Origin of the sequence: Streptomyces sp. NPDC058373 (genome assembly GCF_042723275.1) — a bacterium.
Lineage (GTDB): Bacteria > Actinomycetota > Actinomycetes > Streptomycetales > Streptomycetaceae > Streptomyces.
In genome coordinates, this window is the sequence record NZ_JBHXJE010000036.1 from 24,764 (window position 1) to 41,506 (window position 16,743).

Below are 16,743 nucleotides of genomic sequence, written 5' to 3' on the forward strand. Positions count from 1 at the left end.
CCGCCCTAACACTTTCCGCCGCCGCCCCTGTAATGCCGGGATAAAGGACGCGCTGAGAGCTATGCCACATCACATGGTCATCACAAAGCCGAAGATGCGAGCGAGCCGAGCACTCACTCCCTGTAACGTCGATTGAGTGGGTACCGAACCGAACCTCACCCGTCTGGACCGGCTGTTCGCCCGGCTGGACCGTGAGCAGCAGCGGCCGGAGCAGCTCCATGTGCCGCGCATGAGCCGGCACAGGATCGTGCTGTTCGGCGCGACGCTGGCGTTCTACGCCACCATCGTCGTGGCCGTGATCACCACGAGCTGGCTGGTCCGGCTGGACTGGCAGCTCATGTTCTTCCGCCCCTACCAGCAGTGGCCCGAGATCCACCCGTTCCTCGACTACTACGTGGTGCTGGGGCAGCGCGGCCCGACGGCGGTGATGGTCGCGGCCTGGCTGGGCTGGCGCTCCTGGCGGCAGCACACGCTGCGGCCACTGCTGGCGCTGGGCGCCTCGCTGCTGCTGCTGAACGTCACGGTGGGCGCCGCGAAGATCGGCATGGGCCGCCTCGGCCCGCACTACGCCACCGTGATCGGGGCCAACGAGATGTGGCAGGGCGGGGACATATTCCCCTCCGGCCACACCGCCAACGCCGTGGTGACCTGGGGCATCCTCGCCTACCTGGCCGCCACGCCGCGGGCCAGGCGGCACCTGTCAGCGCTGTCGGCGGTGGTCTCCCTCGGTGTCGGCCTGACCACGGTCTACCTCGGTACGCACTGGCTGAGCGACGTCCTGCTGGGCTGGGCGGCGGGGCTGCTGATCCTGCTGGCCCTGCCCTGGTTCGAGCCCGCGATCAACTGGGCGGAGGCCCGCATCCTGAGCGCCCGCGACCTGCTCTGGGCGCGCTGGGGCGACCGGCTGCCGATCCCCCGCCCCGGCGCGGCGGTCCCGGTCGCGACCACGTCCGCGCAAGCGCCCCCGGCCGCCGGCGCCTCTTCCCCTGCTCCGGCCGAGCGGCTGGCGGTGGCGGAGCCGTCGGTGCAGCAGGTGCGGCCCGGACCCGGCCGGACGCACGGGGCGCAGCGCCCGCACGCGGGCCGCGCCGAGCGGCCGCCGCAGCCCTCCCCGGCCGGACGCCGCCCGCCGCACACCGGCGACCGCGGCCAGCGCGGCGGGCCGTCACCCCGCCCGGTAGCGGGCGGCTGAGCCGGACACCGGACGCAGGAACGGGCCCGGACCCTCGCACGGAATGCGGGGGGCCGGGCCCGTTCTCGTACCGCCTACGCGGGTCTCAGCCCTTCCAGCCGCGGGTGACGCGGCCGTCGGTGACCTCGAAGTTGATCCGGCCGGAGAGGAACTCCATGGTGATCATGGCGCCGGGCGGCAGAGTCCGTACGGTCGTCCAGCCGCGTTCCCCTGCCTGGCGTTCGGCGTCCTCGGCGGTCAGGCCGACGTAGGAGGCGGGGTCGTCCTGCGGGTCGGGGGGCGGGGTGGGAAGGGAAGCCATGGCGCCACCGTAGCCCCTTCAGTCCGCCACGGGTCACGCTTCTGTCACAGGACCGCGACACGCGTTTGCCGGGGACTCGTTCACACGTACGGCCGTTTCCCGCCCAGGTTTTTTTCCTCACCGGTTTACGGAGGGTTATCCGCCCGCCGCTTGGAATTCCCCATTCCGATGCCGGGGCCCTCACTCTTTCCGGCTCTTCGACCCGCCCGCGACAGCGCGATGAACGGGCCGGAATTCCCGTTCATCGGTTATTCGGATTCCCGGGTGGAGTCCGCGTTCTCCCCTCTGGCCCGCTCGCCGCGCTCCAGCGCCCGGCCGAGCGGGCCGTGGACGGCCCGCAGGCTCTTCTCGCCCCCGGGGCCCTCGACCACCTCGAAAGGCCATCAGTGACAGGGGCACGCGAGCAGCGAGCACCCCCTCCAGCCCGGCCGGCGCCTGAGGCCACCCCACCCCCGCAGGCGCGGCTCAGCCTCGGCGGGGTGCGGGAAGGGGTGGGGTGAGGCGGAGGGCGAGGTCGTGAGTGGGGGTGTAGTGGGGTTCGGCGCGTAGGGGGCCGGGGAGGGTGACGGCGGGGTGGGGGCGGGGGGCGGTGGTGACGCCGCCGGGACCCAGGAGGCGGGAGAGGCGGGCCTCGGGGCCGGTTTCTCCGGCGGGGTGGAGCCAGACCGACCAGGTGCGGGGGCGGGTGTCGGGGGTGAGGGCGGTGTGCGGGAGGGTCAGGGTGAAGGGGGTGCCCTCGGCCAGGGGGTGTGCCGGTGCGGGGGTGGCGGCCAGGGGGACGCGGCAGCGCGGGGCGCTGGAGTCGGCGGCGCGTATCTCGCCGTAGGCGTGCGCGGTCACCACGGCGCCGTAGAGGCGGCCGGTGACCGTGAACCGCCTGTCATCGGCGCGGAGCGCGACGGCCTCGGCGTGCGGGGCGCGCAGCCAACTGCGGAGGCTGAGCCGCCCGCCGCGGGTGGCGTAGGGCAGCCGGGCGACGACCCGTCCCGCCGCCGCGTCGGCCGCCCGGGCGGCGGTGAGCGGGCCCAGGTGGCGGGTGCCGGGCGCCAGCCGGCGGTCGGCGGTGCCCGGCAGCCGCAGCCAGGCGTCCCAGTGGCCCTCGGGCAGCGGCACGGTCCGGGGCAGGGCGGCGCGCAGGCGCCCGCCGCCGACCGGGGTGAGCGGCAGCGGCACGGCGGCCGTCCCCCGGTCGCGCGGACGCAGCAGCAGAGCGGCCCCGCCGGTGTCCCGGCCCCCGGGGCCGGCCAGGTCGAAGGTGAGCCCGCCCGCGGTGTCGGCCACGCAGTCGGCGCGCGGCGGCCCGGCGGCCGGGCGGGGCCCGGTGCCGTCGGACGGGGGGCGGGGCAGGAGCGCGGTCAACCGGAGCCGCCCGGGGTGGCGGCACGGGCGGCGGAGCGCAGGGAGCGTCCGGTGTCGCGCACGGTGAAGGCGGCGCTGAGCGCGGCGCCCCGGGCGCGGTGGCCTGAGCCGCGCAGTCGGGCGGCGCCCCCGGCCCGGCCGCGCCGGGCGACGAGGGAGGTGAAGAGGTCGGAGCAGCGTTCGGCGACGGCGGCCGGGTCGAAGCGGGCGGCGTTGGCCAGGGCGGCCTTGCCCATGGACCGCCGCAGGCTCTCGTCGCCGACGAGTTGGAGCAGGCCTTCGGCGAGGGCGTCGGGGTCGCCGGGAGGGACGAGGCGCCCGTCGACGCCGTCGGTGATGATCTCGCGGGGCCCGTTCGGGCAATCGGTGGCGACCACCGGCACCCCGCAGCGCATCGCCTCGACCAGCGTCATGCCGAACGCCTCCCAGCTGGAGCTGACGGCCGCGACGGAGCCGCTGGTCCAGGCGTCCTCCATGGGGTGGACGGCACCGCGCAGGCGGACGTGACCGGCGAGGCCCAGCCGGTCGACCAGCTCCGCGAGGGCGGCGCGCCGCTCCCCGCCGCCGCAGATGTCCAGGCTCCAGTCTGGGTGGAGTTCGTGGACCCGGGCGAAGGCCCGGATGAGCAGGTCGTACCGCTTGACCGGAACGAGGCGGCCGGCCGCGACGATGCGCCGGGCGGCGGGGTCGGCGGGCGGGCCGACCGGGGCGGGGACGGCGTTGGGCAGCACCGCCACCTGGACACCGGGCAGCCGGAGTCGGCCGCGATGGGCCCGCGCGTCGGCCTCGGTGGCCGTGGTGAGCGCGTCCAGGCGGGGGTAGACGGCCCGCAGCCGGCGCCGCAGAGCGGGGGTGTGGGCGTCGAGGCCGAGGTGTTCCTGCCCGACGCGGACGGCGCCGCGGTGCCCTTGGCGGGCGAGGTGATGGGTCAGCCCGGGCCGGGTGGTGACGACCACGTCGGCGCCGACGGTGGCGAGATGTGCGCGGATGCGGCGGTCGGTGAGCACGCTGTAGGCCTTGTACTGGCCGTCCTCGCGCGGGAAGTGCTGGGCGGCGACGGCGTGTTCGGGGTGATCGCCCTCGTAGCCGGGGGTGCCCGCGCGGGTGTCGACGAGGTGGCGCAGCGTCACTCCGGGGTGGTGACCGAGGAACGGCTTCTCGCGGTGGCGGAAGACCGAGACGATCTCGACCTCGTGGTGGGCGGCGAGACCGGCGGCGAGGTTGTGGGTGGCGCGGATGGTGCCGCCGATGCCGTAGGCGTTGTGGATGAGGAAAGAGATGCGCATGGGCGGTGCCGTCCCGTCCTTCCCCGCACACGGCGTCGTGTCGGCCTGTCCAGGGAGGAGGACCGGGCGGGTGCGGAATGGGTTGGCCTCATCATCATCTTGTGCCACAAGGGATGCGGTATTGACGCCAGATGTCGGGAACCATTCGCCCGGAGGACCCATCAGACTTCGGGGGACGGCAGCCTGTGGGCCGCCCCGAGCGGTGGGCCGGCGGGAGGGCGAGCAGCGCGAGGGCGGCGACGGCGGCGGCGAGCAGGCGCGGCACCGCGCCACGCTAGGCCGCCCGGCGGACGGCGCGCGGCGAGCCACGCCGTGCGCCCGCGCGCCGCGCCACCACCCCGGCGCGAACGGGTGTTCCGTGGAAGCGTTTTCCGTACGAACCGGCGCGTGACTTGCACCCCGGGTCACCCGTTGTCCTCGTTGAGCCGGTGACCCGCCGGACTCGCTCACGCACCGAATTCCGAGGAGCCACCCGTGCCGCGCATGCTCGACGTCAGCGATGACGTACGCGCCGAGATCGGCGACGCAGAAGCCGAACGGCTGCTCGCCGGAGAGAACACCCCGGGCCACTACGACTGCACGTCGTGCCGCACCCCGGGCGACTCGGAACAGGAACGCACCAGCACCGTCCTGTTCGTCGGCGACGAAACAGCCGTCCTGGCCTTCGCCCACGCCACCTGCCTGCCCTCGCAGATCGTCAAGGTCACCGAGGAGCAGTTGCAGGGGGCGGTCCGCTCCATCAACGCCGACGGCTCGGGCGCCGACCCCGCCCCGGAGCAGGCCGTCCTCGGCGTGACCAGCGGGCTGGTCCTGATCGACGGTGAGCTGCACCCCGCGCTGGTGGTGGAGCCGACCGGCCCGATCGTCCGCCCCGGTTCGGGCGGGACCGAGGACGCCTTCCTGGATCTCCTCGCCGAGCAGCGCTTCGTGCCCTGCCCGACGGTGGAGGAGGTCCCGCCGGTGCTGCACGGCTGGTCGGTGCTGCTCGCCGTGGGCCAGCTCCACGCGGTCCTCCAGCCGGGGGCGGAGAACGGCGCCCCGGTCGCCTGGTGGCAGGCCCACCAGCCGCTCCAGGTCGCGGACAGCTGGCGCGCGGCGGCCAACAAGACCCAGACCGTCCTGGTCTACGCGGCGCCCGCGGGCTCCATCGGCCAGCAGCCCCGGGAGGATCTGCTGCGGGACGCGCTGGACCGCGCGGCGGCGCAGGGCCGCCTGGTCGCCGCGGCGATGCCGCTCGCCGGTACCTGATTGGCCCCGGGCCCGGGGCCCCCGGGTCCCGGTCCGGCGGGGCGGCCAGCCTTCCGCCCACGGTGAAGCGCGGGCCGCGCCCGCATCTCCTGGGCCGCGGGGTCGTTTGGACGTGTGTGCACGCTTACGATCCCTCCCGCTCCCGGCCGTTGCCGCCGTCGTCCATCCCGTCCATGCGCCCCGCGCAGGATCTGACCGACGGCCGCTCGTCCACGCCGATCTACGACGCGCTGTACTCGGAGTACCGCCGGTCCTTCCGTGCGCTGCCCGGGGACCGCAGCGGCGAGGAGGATCTCCGCTTCAACGCGTTCGGAACGTCGCCGCACGGCTTTCGCCGCCCGCACCAGGACGCGTATCCGCGCCCGGAGGAGAGGGCCGCCGGGAGCTGGTCGCCGTCGGCCCGCAGGCACGCCGCTCCGGCGCTGCCGCCGGCTCCACCGCGCTGGGAGCGCCAGTAGGGCCGTTCCCCCGTCCGTCCGGGCGGCAGAGCACGTGAGAGGGGCCCGCCACCACGGCGGGCCCCTCTCACGGCTGCCGGTCCCATGGGACCGGGGTACGGCTACTTCTTGCGGCCGCGCTTCTCGCGGACCCGGACCGAGATCTTGATCGGGGTGCCCTCGAAGCCGAACTCCTCGCGCAGGCGGCGCTCGACGAAGCGGCGGTAGCCGTGCTCGATGAAGCCGGAGGCGAAGAGGACGAAGCGGGGCGGCTTGGTGCCCGCCTGGGTGCCGAAGAGGATGCGGGGCTGCTTGCCGCCGCGCACCGGGTGCGGGTGGGAGGAGACCAGCTCGCCGAGGAAGGCGTTGAGCCGCCCGGTGGGCACCCGCGTCTCCCAGCCGGCCAGGGCGGTCTCGATGGCGGGGACCAGGCGCTCCATGTGGCGGCCGGTGGTGGCGGAGACGTTGACCCGGGGGGCCCAGGAGATCTGCGCCAGCTCCGTCTCGATCTCCCGCTCCAGGTAGTAGCGGCGCTCCTCGTCGAGGGTGTCCCACTTGTTGTAGGCGACGACGATGGCGCGGCCCGCCTCGACGGCCATGGTGACGATCCGCTGGTCCTGGACGCTGATCGTCTCGCCGGCGTCGATCAGGATGACGGCGACCTCGGCCTTCTCCACGGCGGCGGCCGTGCGCAGCGAGGCGTAGTAGTCCGCGCCCTGCTGGAGGTGGACCCGCTTGCGGATACCGGCGGTGTCCACGAACTTCCAGGTGATGCCGCCGAGTTCGATCAGCTCGTCGACCGGATCGCGGGTGGTGCCCGCCAGCTCGTTGACGACGACGCGGTCCTCGCGGGCGACCTTGTTGAGCAGCGAGGACTTGCCGACGTTGGGCCGGCCGATCAGCGCGATGCGGCGGGGGCCGCCGGGGGCGGCGCCGCCGAAGGTCTGCGGGGGCGCGTCGGGCAGCGCCTCGATCACGGCGTCCAGCATGTCGCCGGTGCCGCGGCCGTGCAGCGCCGAGACGGGGTGCGGCTCGCCGAGACCCAGTGACCAGAGCATGGCGGCGTCGGCCTCGGCGGAGGGGCCGTCGACCTTGTTGGCGCAGAGCACGACGGGCTTGCCGGCCTTGCGCAGCAGCCGCACCACGGCGGAGTCGGTGTCGGTGGCGCCGACGGTGGCGTCGACCACGAAGACGACCGCGTCGGCCGCCTCGATGGCGTACTCGGCCTGAACGGCGACGGAGGCGTCGATGCCGAGGACGTCCTGCTCCCAGCCGCCGGTGTCGACCAGCTTGAAGCGGCGCCCGGCCCATTCGGCCTCGTAGGTGACGCGGTCGCGGGTGACGCCCGGCTTGTCCTCGACGACGGCCTCGCGGCGGCCGATGATCCGGTTGACCAGGGTCGACTTGCCGACGTTGGGCCGTCCGACGACCGCGAGCACCGGGAGGGGGCCGTGGCCGGCCTCCTCGATGGCGCCCTCGACGTCCTCGATGTCGAAGCCCTCTTCCGCGGCCAGCTCCATGAACTGCGCGTACTCGGCTTCGCCAAGCTCTCCGTGCTCGTCGTCGGAGATGTGGTGGTCGTTCATGAAGTCCGTTCCTCTGTACTGCGCCGGCCGCGTCGTCGCGCCGACCGCGTCGTCGATGGACCGCCTCGGGCGGACCACTGCTTCAAGTCTTACCTGGGATGTCCGGTACATCCTGCGCTGTGCGGGATGTGCCGGTCACCCCTGGCGTCCGGTCAGACGCCTGGCGTTCTCCAGGTGGGCCCGGAGCGCGCCCTGGATGCGCACCGTGGCCTCGTCGAGCGCCTTGCGGGTGCGGCGCCCGCTGCCGTCGCCCGCCTCGAACGGGTCACCGAAGACCACGTCGACCCGGGCGCGCAGCGGCGGCAGGGCCTTGACCAGGCGTCCGGCCCGGTCGGCTCCGCCGAGGACGGCCACCGGGACCACCTGGGCGCCGCTGCGGACCGCGAAGTACGCGAGTCCCGCGCGGAGCGAGGCGAAGTCGCCCTCGCCCCGGGAGCCCTCGGGAAAGATCCCGAGGACGCCACCCTCCTTGAGGACACCGAGGGCGTCGGTGACGGCGGCGCGGTCGGTGGTGTCCCGGTCGACCTTGAGCTGGCCGATCCCCCGCAGGAACGGGTCGAGCGGGCCGACGAAGGCTTCCTTCTTGATCAGGAAGTGCACCGGCCGCGGTGCCGTCCCCATCAGCATGGGGCCGTCGATCATGTGGCTGTGGTTGACCGCGAGGATCACCGGCCCCGCCGACGGCACCCGCCAGGCGCCGAGCACGCGCGGCCGCCACAGCCCGTACATCAGGCCGATGCCGATGCCCCGGCCGACGGCAGCGCCGCGCTCCGAGGGGAGGGTGTCCGCCGTCACCGGACCGCTCGCTTCTCCTCGACGAGGGTGACGACGCACTCGATGACCTGCTGGAGGGTGAGGTCGCTGGTGTCGACCTCGACCGCGTCGTCCGCCTTGGCGAGCGGCGAGGTCTTGCGGCCGGAGTCGGCCGCGTCGCGCCGGATCAGCGCCTCGCGGGTGGCCGCCAGGTCGGTGGCCTCCTTGCCCTTCAGCTCGCCGCTGCGGCGGGCCGCGCGGGCCTCGGGCGAGGCGGTCAGGAAGACCTTGAGGTCGGCGTCGGGGAGCACGGTGGTGCCGATGTCGCGCCCCTCGACCAGGATGCCGCCCTCGGCTCCGGCGGCGATGGTCCGCTGGAGTTCGGTGATCAGGGTGCGCACCCGGGGCACCGCGGAGACGGCGGAGACCTTGGAGGTGACCTCCTGGGTGCGGATCGGGCCGGAGACGTCGATGCCGTCGACGGTGATGGTCGGCGCCAGCGGGTCGGTGCCGGAGACGATCTCCGGCTTGGCGGCCGCGTCCGCGATCGCCTCGGCGTCCGCGGTGTCGATGCCGTTCTCCACCATCCACCAGGTCATCGCCCGGTACTGGGCCCCGGTGTCGAGGTAGCTGAGCCCCAGCGCGGCCGCGACGGCCTTGGAGGTGCTCGACTTGCCCGTACCGGAGGGACCGTCGATGGCGACGATGACTGCCGGAACGGTCCGGGGGGCGGTTTCCACGCTGTCTCCTGATACGGATGGCTGCACGATGCTCCCAGGTTACTGGGTCCGGGGCCCCCTTCCGTCCGGCGGGGCGGCGGCGGCCCGGTCACCCGGACGGGGGTACGGCGGCGGGCGTAGGCGTTCAGGCGCGCAGCGACCAGCCGCGTTCGCTGAGGCCGACCCGCAGCGCGCCGACGGCGGCCGGTTCCACGAGGAGCTGGACCAGTCCGGCCTGCTGCCCGGTGGCGTGCTCGATGCGGACGTCCTCGATGTTGACGCCGACGCGTCCGGCGTCGGCGAAGATCCGGGCCAGCTCGCCGGGCTGGTCGGAGATGAGGACGGCGACGGTCTCGTAGGTGCGGGGGGCGGCGCCGTGCTTGCCGGGGACCCGGATCTGCCCGGCGTTGCCCCGGCGCAGCAGCCGCTCGACGCCTTCGGCGCCCTCGCGCCGCCGCTCGGGGTCGCCGGACTCCAGGGCGCGCAGCGCGGCGACGGTGGCGTCCAGGTCGGCGGCGAGCGCGCCGAGCAGGTCGGCGACCGGTCCGGGGTTGGCGGAGAGGATGTCGATCCACATCCGCGGGTCGGAGGCGGCGATGCGGGTGACGTCGCGGATGCCCTGCCCGCACAGGCGTACGGCGCTGTCGTCGGCGTGCTCCAGCCGCGCCGCGACCAGCCCGGAGACCAGGTGCGGCATGTGCGAGACGAGGGCGACGGCGCGGTCGTGGGCGTCGGCGTCCATGACGACGGGGACGGCCCGGCAGAGCGAGACCAGTTCGAGGGCGAGGTTGAGGACCTCGGTGTCGGTCTCCGGGGTGGGGGTGAGGACCCAGGGCCGCCCCTCGAAGAGGTCGGCGGTGGCGGCGAGCGGGCCGGACTGCTCGCGGCCCGACATGGGGTGACTGCCCAGGTAGCCGGAGAGGTCCAGGCCGAGGGCGGCGAGGTCGCGGCGGGGGCCGCCCTTGACGCTGGCCACGTCGAGGTAGGCGCGGGCCCGGCCGCGGCGCATGGCGTCGGCGAGGGTGGCGGCGACGTGCGCGGGGGGTACGGCGACCACGGCGAGGTCGACCGGCCCGGGCGGCTCCTGGGCGCTCCCGGCGCCGAGCCCGGCCGCGGTCCTGGCCTGCCCCGGGTCCGCGTCCGCGAGATACACGGTGATGCCCCGCTCGGCGAGGGTCAGCGCGATGGAGGTGCCGATCAGGCCGGTACCGATGACGAGGGCGGTTCTCACGGGGCGTCCTTGCGGGAGGGTTCGCGTGCGGGGCGGCGCCACGGGCCGGCCGGGGCCGTCCGGGGTCGCCGCTCAGCGTAGCCGCGCGCGGGGGTGCGGCGGCCCGCGTACCCTCCCGGGCATGCGTACCGAGGGAGGCGGGGTGCCGGTGGGCGGCGGCGGGAGCACACCGTGGGAGGCGGCCGGCGGCGAGCTGGTCCTGGTGCGGGAGCACACGGTCGTGTCGTGGGTGATGGGGTCGCGCGCCTTCGGCCTGGCCACCGAGGAGTCGGACACCGACCGCCGGGGTGTCTACGTGGCCCCCACGCCGTGGTTCTGGGGCTTCTCCCGGCCGCCCACGCATCTGGACGGCCCCGAGGAGGAGCGGTTCTCCTGGGAGCTGGAGCGGTTCTGCGCCCTCGCGCTGCGCGCCAACCCGAACATCCTGGAGTGCCTCCACTCCCCCTCGGTGGAGTACGCGGACCCGCGCGGCGAGGAGCTGCTGTCGCTGCGGGACGCCTTCCTCTCCCAGGAGGTCCTGCGGACCTTCTCCCGGTACGCGGCCGGTCAGCGCAGGAAGCTGGAGGCGGACGTCCGCACCCACGGCGCACCGCGCTGGAAGCACGCCATGCACCTGCTCCGCCTCCAGCGCAGCTGCCGCGACCTGCTGCGCACCGGCCGCCTAGGCCCTGTCCGGCGGATCTTCGTGGAAGAGCCTGCGGCGTCTGGTGCGTACTCTCGGCGTGCGTTCGGATCTCCCTCGTACTGGACGTACTCGGGTGATTCGGGCGTACGGCGAGAGTGCGTGCCAGGCGTCGCAGGCCCACGAAGATCCGCCGGACAGGGCCTGGTGGTCGGGGTCGGCGAGGCCCGCGAGGAGCTGCTGGCGGTGCGGCGCGGCGAGTGGTCCTGGGAGCGGGTCACCTCGGCCATGGCGGACCTGGACGCGGCCTGCGAGGAGGCGGCCCTCACCACTCCGCTGCCCGCCGCCCCCGACCGGGCCCGGGGGGAGGACTTCCTGTACCGGGTACGCCGGGACTCGGCGGCGGCTCTCGGGTGACCCGGTCCCGCTCAGGCGGCCGGGCGGGCGCGGACGACCAGGTCGTGCAGGGCGGCCCGGCCCGAGGGGGCGTCGGGCAGGGCGGAGGCGGCCTCGGCCTCGTCGAGCACGGCGTGCAGCCGGGCCGTCTCCCCTTCGGCCGTGATCCGGAGCGCGGGGTCCCCGGGCCCGTGCTCCGCCTCCGCCTTGGCCGCGATCAGCCCGCGGAGCCGTGCCGGGGCCTCCGGCAGGGCGCAGAGGGTGGGCAGGTGGGCCTGGACCTCGCCGGCGCGCATCAGGTGGATGCCGGTGAGCAGCGCCCGGTAGGTGTACAGCAGCGGCTTCAGCTCGCCGGTGCGCTCGTACAGCCGCCACTGGGTGCGGGCGAAGCCCCGGTAGTGGTGGGCATGGTGGCGGGTGAGAACGCCAGGGGCGAGAGCGGTGAGTTCGGCGTGGACCGGGCCGGTGTGCACGACGAGCGGCGAGGTCAGCTGCTCCAGGACGTAGCCGTTGCGCTTCAGCAGCAGCCGGGCGAACTTGCGCAGGTCGTGGGTGACGAGGTCGCGCTCGACGCCGCCGCTGTCGTCGGCGGTGGTGCGGGTCTCCTCCGGCTCCTCCAGGCCCAGCAGGGCGGCCGCCGGGAGCAGGTGGGCACCGCGCAGGTCGATGTCGGAGTCGCGGGACGGGAAGCCGTAGAGGTGAGCGCCGGAGACCGTGGCGAAGACCAGGGGGTCCGGCTGGTCGGCGAGCAGGGGGGCGAGGTCGGTGAGCGGCAGGCCCGCCGTACGGAGGGCCTCGGGTGAGGCAGTCGTCACCGGGCACCGTCCCAGAGGGCGCCGAAGGCCAGCAGTGCCTCGCGGTGTTCCACGTGGTCGGTCCAGTCGGCCGGCCAGGCGGCGGCGCCGAGGCGGGCTCCTGCGAAGGCTCCGGCGAGGCAGGCGATCGAGTCGGAGTCGCCGGATGTGCAGGCGCCGCGGCGCAGCGCGGTCAGAGGTTCGTCGGGGAAGAGCAGGTAGCAGTGGAGGGCGGTGGCCAGGGCTTCCTCGGCGATCCACCCCTCGCCGGTGGTCAGGCACGGATCGGTCTCGGGCGACGGGGTGTCGAGGGCGGCGCGGAGCCGGTCGAGGGCGGCGAGACAGTCGTCCCAGCCGCGCGCGATGAAGTGGGCCGGGTCGGGGTCGTAGGCCCGCCGCCAGAGCTCGCCGAGCCACTGGTGGTGGTAGCGGGTGCGCTGGTCGAGGGCGTACGAGCGGAGCAGTCCGACCAGGGCGGCGGGGTCGGCGCCGTCGGCGAGGAGGCGGACGGTGTGGGCGGTGAGGTCGGAGGCGGCCAGCGCGGTGGGGTGGCCGTGGGTCAGCGCGGACTGGAACTGTGCGGCCCCCGCGCGGGTGTCGGCGGTGAGGCCGGGCACGAGGCCGACGGGGGCGACGCGCATGTTGGCCCCGCAGCCCTTGGAGCCGATCCGGCCGGCGTCGGCCCAGGCGAGGCCGGGGCGCTCCAGGGCGGCGCAGGCGGTGAGGCAGGTGCGGCCGGGGGCGCGGTCGTTGTCGGGCGAGCGGTACCAGGCGGTGAACTCCGCCCGCAGCGGTCCTTCGAGGCGGCCCGCGTCGAGCGGGCCGCCGTCGAGGGTGTCGCGCAGGGCACGGGCGACAGCGAGCGTCATCTGGGTGTCGTCGGTGATGTAGGCGGGACGGGGCAGCGCCATCTCACGCCAGGGCCCGCACTTGGCGAGGATCGAGGGGACGTCGTTGAACTCGGTGGGGAAGCCCAGGGCGTCGCCGAGGGCGAGTCCGAGCAGGGAGCCGGTGGCCGGTCGGTTCATGAGCGGGGCCCTTCGGGGTGCGTCAGAGGCGGGTGGAGCCGGGTGGCGGGCCCGGCGCGGTACAGGGCGGCGGGTTTGCCGCGCCCGCCGGTGAGCCGCGCCGGTCCTGGCGCGGGCTCGGTGAAGCCGGGGGTGCCGAGCACCTTGCGGCGGAAGTTGGCCGGGTCGAGGACGGTGCCCCAGACGGCTTCGTAGACCCGGCGCAGCTCGCCGAGGGTGAAGGCGGGCGGGCAGAAGGCGGTGGCGGCCGGGGTGGTCTCCAGCAGGGCGCCGACGTGGCGGTGGGCGTCGGCGAGGATGCGGTCGTGGTCGAAGGCGAGCGGCCCGGTCCCGGCGTACGGCAGGCGCAGGGCGCGGGCGGCGTCGGTACCCGCGCGAGGTTCGGGCAGGCCGGGGACGAGGGCGGTGTGGGCGAGGGAGACGACCCGCATGCGGGGGTCGCGGTCCGGGTCGCTGTAGGCGCCGAGTTCTTCGAGGCGGAAGCCGCCCGCCACGCCGGTCTCCTCGGCCAGTTCGCGCCGGGCGGCCTCGGCGGCGGACTCGCGGGGCCGCAGGAAGCCGCCGGGGAGTGCCAGGTGGCCCCGGAAGGGCTCCTCGCCGCGCTCGACGAGGACGACCTCCAGGACGCCGTCCTGGACGGTGAAGACGGCGAGGTCGACGGCGACGGCGAACGGCTCGTACCGGTACTTGTCGTAGGCCACGCCCTCGCCCTCCTTTTTGGTCAGGTGGACCATATAAAGGCATCCCCCCGCCGGAGGAAAGGCTTCCGGTTTTCCGGGGCCGGGGACGGCCGCCGTTCGCCGCCCCCCGCCCGGAAACGACCGATGACCGGTCCCCGCCAGGGGAACCGGTCATCGCGTACCAGGTCGGCCGCGGCCGACGAGGGGGCGAGCCTTACAGCTCGACCTCCTTCATCAGCATCCCGACCTCGGTGTTGCTCAGGCGGCGCAGCCAGCCCGACTTCTGGTCGCCGAGGGTGATCGGGCCGAAGGCGACCCGCACCAGCTTGTCGACCGGGAAGCCCGCCTCGGCGAGCATCCGGCGGACGATGTGCTTGCGGCCCTCGTGCAGGGTCACCTCGACCAGGTAGTTCTTCCCGGTCTGCTCGACGACCCGGAAGTGGTCGGCGCGGGCGTACCCGTCCTCCAGCTGGATGCCGTCCTTGAGCCGCTTGCCCAGGTCGCGCGGGATGGGCCCGACGATGTGCGCCAGGTACGTCTTCTTCACGCCGTACTTGGGGTGGGTCAGGCGGTGCGCCAGCTCGCCGTGGTTGGTGAGGAGGATGACGCCCTCGGTCTCGGTGTCGAGCCGCCCCACGTGGAAGAGCCGGGTCTCCCGGTTGGTGACGTAGTCGCCGAGGCACTGCCGGCGGTCCGGGTCCTCCATGGTGGAGACGACACCGGCGGGCTTGTTGAGCGAGAAGAACTGGTACGACTGCGTGGCGACGGTGAGGCCGTCGACCTTGATCTCGTCGTTCTCCGGGTCGACCCGCAGGCCCTGCTCCAGCACGATCTCGCCGTTGACCTCCACGCGGGCGGCCTCGATCAGCTCCTCGCAGGCGCGGCGCGAGCCGTAACCGGCGCGGGCCAGCACCTTCTGGAGGCGCTCGCCCTCGGCGCCGGGGGCCGCCTGGCGGGGCGGGGTCCTCTTCTCGTTGTACCGGTCGCGGTTGCGCTCCTCGGCCCGGGCGTCGTACTCGCGGGAGCGCGCCGGAGCGGTACGGGACCGCCCGCGCTGCTGCTGCCCCTGCTTCGGGCCGCCCTTGGCGCCGCCGCGCGCCGCGTCGCCGCGGCCCTTGCGGGCGCCGCCGCCCTCACCGCCGGAACCGCCGACGTCATAGCGGCGCTCCTCGGGGCGGGGGCGGCCCGGGCGCTTCTGCTGGTTGCCGTCGCGCCCGCTGCCCGCTCCCTTCTGGTTGCCTCGTCCGCTGTTCCTGCCGCTGCTTGTCATCAGAGTTCCGTCAGTCGTTCCGTCGTCGTCATGGAGCCTTCGCCCGGATCCGGAGCGTCCGGATCGAACGAGGGCATGGCTTCCTGCGTCTCGGCCTCGATGGCGTCCGCCTCGGGGAGGAAGGGCGCCAGCTCGGGGAGCTCGTCCAGACCGCGCAGGCCCATCCGCTCCAGGAAGTAGGTGGTCGTGGTGTACAGGATCGCACCTGTTTCGGGTTCCGCGCCCGCCTCCTCGACCAGACCCCGCTGGAGGAGTGTCCGCATGACCCCGTCGCAGTTCACGCCGCGGACCGCCGAGACCCGCGAACGGCTCACCGGCTGACGGTAGGCGACGACCGCCAGAGTCTCCAAGGCGGCCTGGGTGAGCCGGGCCTGCTGGCCGTCGAGCGCGTACGCCTCGACCGCCGCCGCGTAGGCGGGCCGGGTGTAGAAGCGCCAGCCGCCCGCCACCATCCGCAGCTCGAAGCCGCGCCCCTGGCGGGTGTACTCCTCGGCCAGCTCGGCGAGGGCCTCGGCGACGGCCCGCCGGTGGCGTCCTGTGACCTTGGCCAGGTGGTCGACGGTGGCCGGTTCGTCGACCACCATCAGCACCGCCTCCAGGGCGGGCTTCAGCTCCAGCTCGGCGGCGTCCGGCCGCGCCGGGTGCTCCTCGCTCACGCGTCCTCCTCCTCGGCCGGCACGGCGGCCGGTACGACCTCCCCCGGGCCGGGCCCCGCGTCGGCGTGCGGCTCGGGCGGGCGGTCGAACTCGTCGGTGACGCGGGGGGCCGCCTCACCGGTGCCGCTCCAGGAGACCAGCAGCTCCCCCAGCGGCTCGTCCTGGTCGAGCGTGACCGCCTTCTCCCGGTACAGCTCCAGGAGGGCCAGGAAGCGGGCCACCACGGTCAGCGTCCCCTCAGCGTCGGCGACCAGCTCGGCGAAGCTGGTCCGGCCCGCCGCGCGCAGCCGGCCCATCACCACTTCGGCCTGCTCCTGGACGGAGACCAGCGGCGCGTGGATGTGCTCGACGTAGACCTGCGGCTCGGGGCGCGGCCGCATCGCCTTCACGGCCAGCTCGGCGAAGCCCTCCGGGCCGACCCGGATGACCACCTCCGGCAGCAGCGCGGCGTGGTGCGGCTCCAGGCCGACGATGCGCGGGTAGCGGTGCGCCTCCTCGGCGAGCCGGCCCTCGAAGATCTCGGCGATCCGCTTGTACGCGCGGTACTGCAGGAGCCGGGCGAAGAGCAGGTCGCGGGCTTCGAGCAGGGCGAGGTCCTGCTCGTCCTCGACCTCGGCGGCGGGCAGCAGCCGGGCCGCCTTGAGGTCCAGCAGGGTGGCCGCGACCACCAGGAACTCGGTGGTCTGGTCGAGGTCCCAGTCGGCGCCCATCGCCCGGATGTGGGCCATGAAGTCGTCGGTGACCCGGGAGAGGGCGACCTCGGTGACGTCCAGCTTGTGCTTGGAGATGAGCTGGAGGAGGAGGTCGAAGGGGCCCTCGAAGTTGGCCAGCCGGACGGTGAACCGGCCGTCGGACGGCTCGGCCTCGGCGTCCGCGGCGGCGCCGCCCGGGGCCGGGCTGTCCTGACCGGGGATTTCGGGGATCTCCGCGCCCTGGGCCTCGTCGGCCGTCAGGCCCTCGGGCCGTCCACCGCCGCCGGGTGCGTCCCCGGGCCGTCCGCGCCCCGCCTGAGGCCCCGCCCCCCGCGGCCCGAGCGGGCGGCGGGAGCGGGGTGGCGGGGGCGCGGCGTCAGGGAGGGGCGGCATGGCGGTCCAGGAGGGCGGCGGGGCGAGGCGGGCGGGTTCCCGCACGCGCGGGCAGGCTACCCGCCGGGGCCGCCTGCCCGGTCCGGCCGCGCCGGGGCGT

The 16,743-nt window shown here is 74.7% G+C and carries 17 protein-coding genes; 4 read left to right on the plus strand and 13 right to left on the minus strand.

All coding sequences use genetic code 11. The features are described 5' to 3' along the window. Positions 1-136: 136 nt before the first annotated feature. Positions 137-1,192 (plus strand): phosphatase PAP2 family protein, encoded by a 1,056-nt coding sequence (locus ACFWMZ_RS20260; protein WP_383203206.1) that lies wholly within the window; start codon positions 137-139, stop codon positions 1,190-1,192. Between the two features lie 85 nt (positions 1,193-1,277). Here the strand turns inward: ACFWMZ_RS20260 and ACFWMZ_RS20265 are convergent, their stop codons facing one another. The 3 genes from ACFWMZ_RS20265 to ACFWMZ_RS20275 all read right to left on the minus strand — a co-directional run bounded on the left by ACFWMZ_RS20265 (position 1,278) and on the right by ACFWMZ_RS20275 (position 4,138). Continuing rightward, positions 1,278-1,493 (minus strand): I78 family peptidase inhibitor, encoded by a 216-nt coding sequence (locus ACFWMZ_RS20265; protein ID WP_383184135.1) that lies wholly within the window; start codon positions 1,491-1,493, stop codon positions 1,278-1,280. Positions 1,494-1,958: 465 nt separating this feature from the next. Continuing rightward, positions 1,959-2,774, minus strand: a complete 816-nt coding sequence (locus tag ACFWMZ_RS20270; protein WP_383203209.1) for a hypothetical protein — start codon at positions 2,772-2,774, stop codon at positions 1,959-1,961. Positions 2,775-2,848: 74 nt separating this feature from the next. Then, positions 2,849-4,138: a glycosyltransferase family 4 protein gene (locus ACFWMZ_RS20275; protein ID WP_383184131.1), complete on the minus strand. Its 1,290-nt coding sequence runs from the start codon at positions 4,136-4,138 to the stop codon at positions 2,849-2,851. 474 nt (positions 4,139-4,612) lie between these two features. On the opposite strand from ACFWMZ_RS20275, the gene ACFWMZ_RS20280 reads away from it, so the two are divergent. Further along, positions 4,613-5,386, plus strand: coding sequence for a hypothetical protein (locus ACFWMZ_RS20280; RefSeq protein WP_383184129.1), 774 nt, complete (start codon positions 4,613-4,615; stop codon positions 5,384-5,386). A gap of 173 nt (positions 5,387-5,559) precedes the next feature. Continuing rightward, a complete protein-coding gene (locus tag ACFWMZ_RS20285) occupies positions 5,560-5,844 on the plus strand; it encodes a hypothetical protein (protein WP_383184128.1) in 285 nt (94 codons plus the stop codon). 101 nt (positions 5,845-5,945) lie between these two features. Here ACFWMZ_RS20285 and der read toward each other — a convergent pair whose 3' ends face one another. From der to ACFWMZ_RS20305, 4 genes are all read right to left on the minus strand, one after another. Next, a complete protein-coding gene (gene der / locus ACFWMZ_RS20290; protein ID WP_383184126.1) occupies positions 5,946-7,409 on the minus strand; it encodes a ribosome biogenesis GTPase Der in 1,464 nt (487 codons plus the stop codon). Positions 7,410-7,544: 135 nt separating this feature from the next. Next, positions 7,545-8,204 carry a lysophospholipid acyltransferase family protein gene (locus ACFWMZ_RS20295; protein WP_383184124.1) on the minus strand — a complete coding sequence of 220 codons (660 nt, stop codon included), beginning with the start codon at positions 8,202-8,204 and terminating at the stop codon, positions 7,545-7,547. Beyond that, entirely contained in the window at positions 8,201-8,902 is a 702-nt protein-coding gene (gene cmk / locus ACFWMZ_RS20300) for a (d)CMP kinase (protein ID WP_383184122.1), read from the minus strand. The genes ACFWMZ_RS20295 and cmk overlap by 4 nt, the downstream gene beginning before the upstream one ends. Before the next feature lie 124 nt (positions 8,903-9,026). Beyond that, positions 9,027-10,112, minus strand: a complete 1,086-nt coding sequence (locus ACFWMZ_RS20305; protein ID WP_383184120.1) for a prephenate dehydrogenase — start codon at positions 10,110-10,112, stop codon at positions 9,027-9,029. Between the two features lie 232 nt (positions 10,113-10,344). Between ACFWMZ_RS20305 and ACFWMZ_RS20310 the strand changes: the two genes are divergently transcribed. Next, complete coding sequence (locus ACFWMZ_RS20310; protein WP_383203238.1) at positions 10,345-11,151, plus strand: DNA polymerase beta superfamily protein; 807 nt, start codon at positions 10,345-10,347, stop codon at positions 11,149-11,151. A gap of 11 nt (positions 11,152-11,162) precedes the next feature. On the opposite strand, the gene ACFWMZ_RS20315 is transcribed toward ACFWMZ_RS20310, so the two are convergent. The 6 genes from ACFWMZ_RS20315 to ACFWMZ_RS20340 all read right to left on the minus strand — a co-directional run bounded on the left by ACFWMZ_RS20315 (position 11,163) and on the right by ACFWMZ_RS20340 (position 16,688). After that, positions 11,163-11,945: a DNA polymerase beta superfamily protein gene (locus ACFWMZ_RS20315; RefSeq protein WP_383203212.1), complete on the minus strand. Its 783-nt coding sequence runs from the start codon at positions 11,943-11,945 to the stop codon at positions 11,163-11,165. Next, on the minus strand, positions 11,942-12,952 hold the full coding sequence (locus ACFWMZ_RS20320) for an ADP-ribosylglycohydrolase family protein (RefSeq protein ID WP_383203215.1): 1,011 nt from the start codon (positions 12,950-12,952) through the stop codon (positions 11,942-11,944). The genes ACFWMZ_RS20315 and ACFWMZ_RS20320 overlap by 4 nt, the downstream gene beginning before the upstream one ends. Continuing rightward, positions 12,949-13,653 (minus strand): NUDIX domain-containing protein, encoded by a 705-nt coding sequence (locus tag ACFWMZ_RS20325; protein ID WP_383203218.1) that lies wholly within the window; start codon positions 13,651-13,653, stop codon positions 12,949-12,951. Before ACFWMZ_RS20325 ends, ACFWMZ_RS20320 begins: the two co-directional genes overlap by 4 nt. A 193-nt stretch (positions 13,654-13,846) precedes the next feature. After that, positions 13,847-14,902, minus strand: coding sequence for a pseudouridine synthase (locus ACFWMZ_RS20330; protein ID WP_383183357.1), 1,056 nt, complete (start codon positions 14,900-14,902; stop codon positions 13,847-13,849). Further along, on the minus strand, positions 14,902-15,558 hold the full coding sequence (gene scpB, locus ACFWMZ_RS20335) for an SMC-Scp complex subunit ScpB (RefSeq protein ID WP_383183359.1): 657 nt from the start codon (positions 15,556-15,558) through the stop codon (positions 14,902-14,904). The genes ACFWMZ_RS20330 and scpB overlap by 1 nt, the downstream gene beginning before the upstream one ends. After that, positions 15,555-16,688, minus strand: a complete 1,134-nt coding sequence (locus ACFWMZ_RS20340) for a segregation and condensation protein A (RefSeq protein WP_383203221.1) — start codon at positions 16,686-16,688, stop codon at positions 15,555-15,557. Before ACFWMZ_RS20340 ends, scpB begins: the two co-directional genes overlap by 4 nt. Between the last annotated feature and the right edge of the window lie 55 nt (positions 16,689-16,743).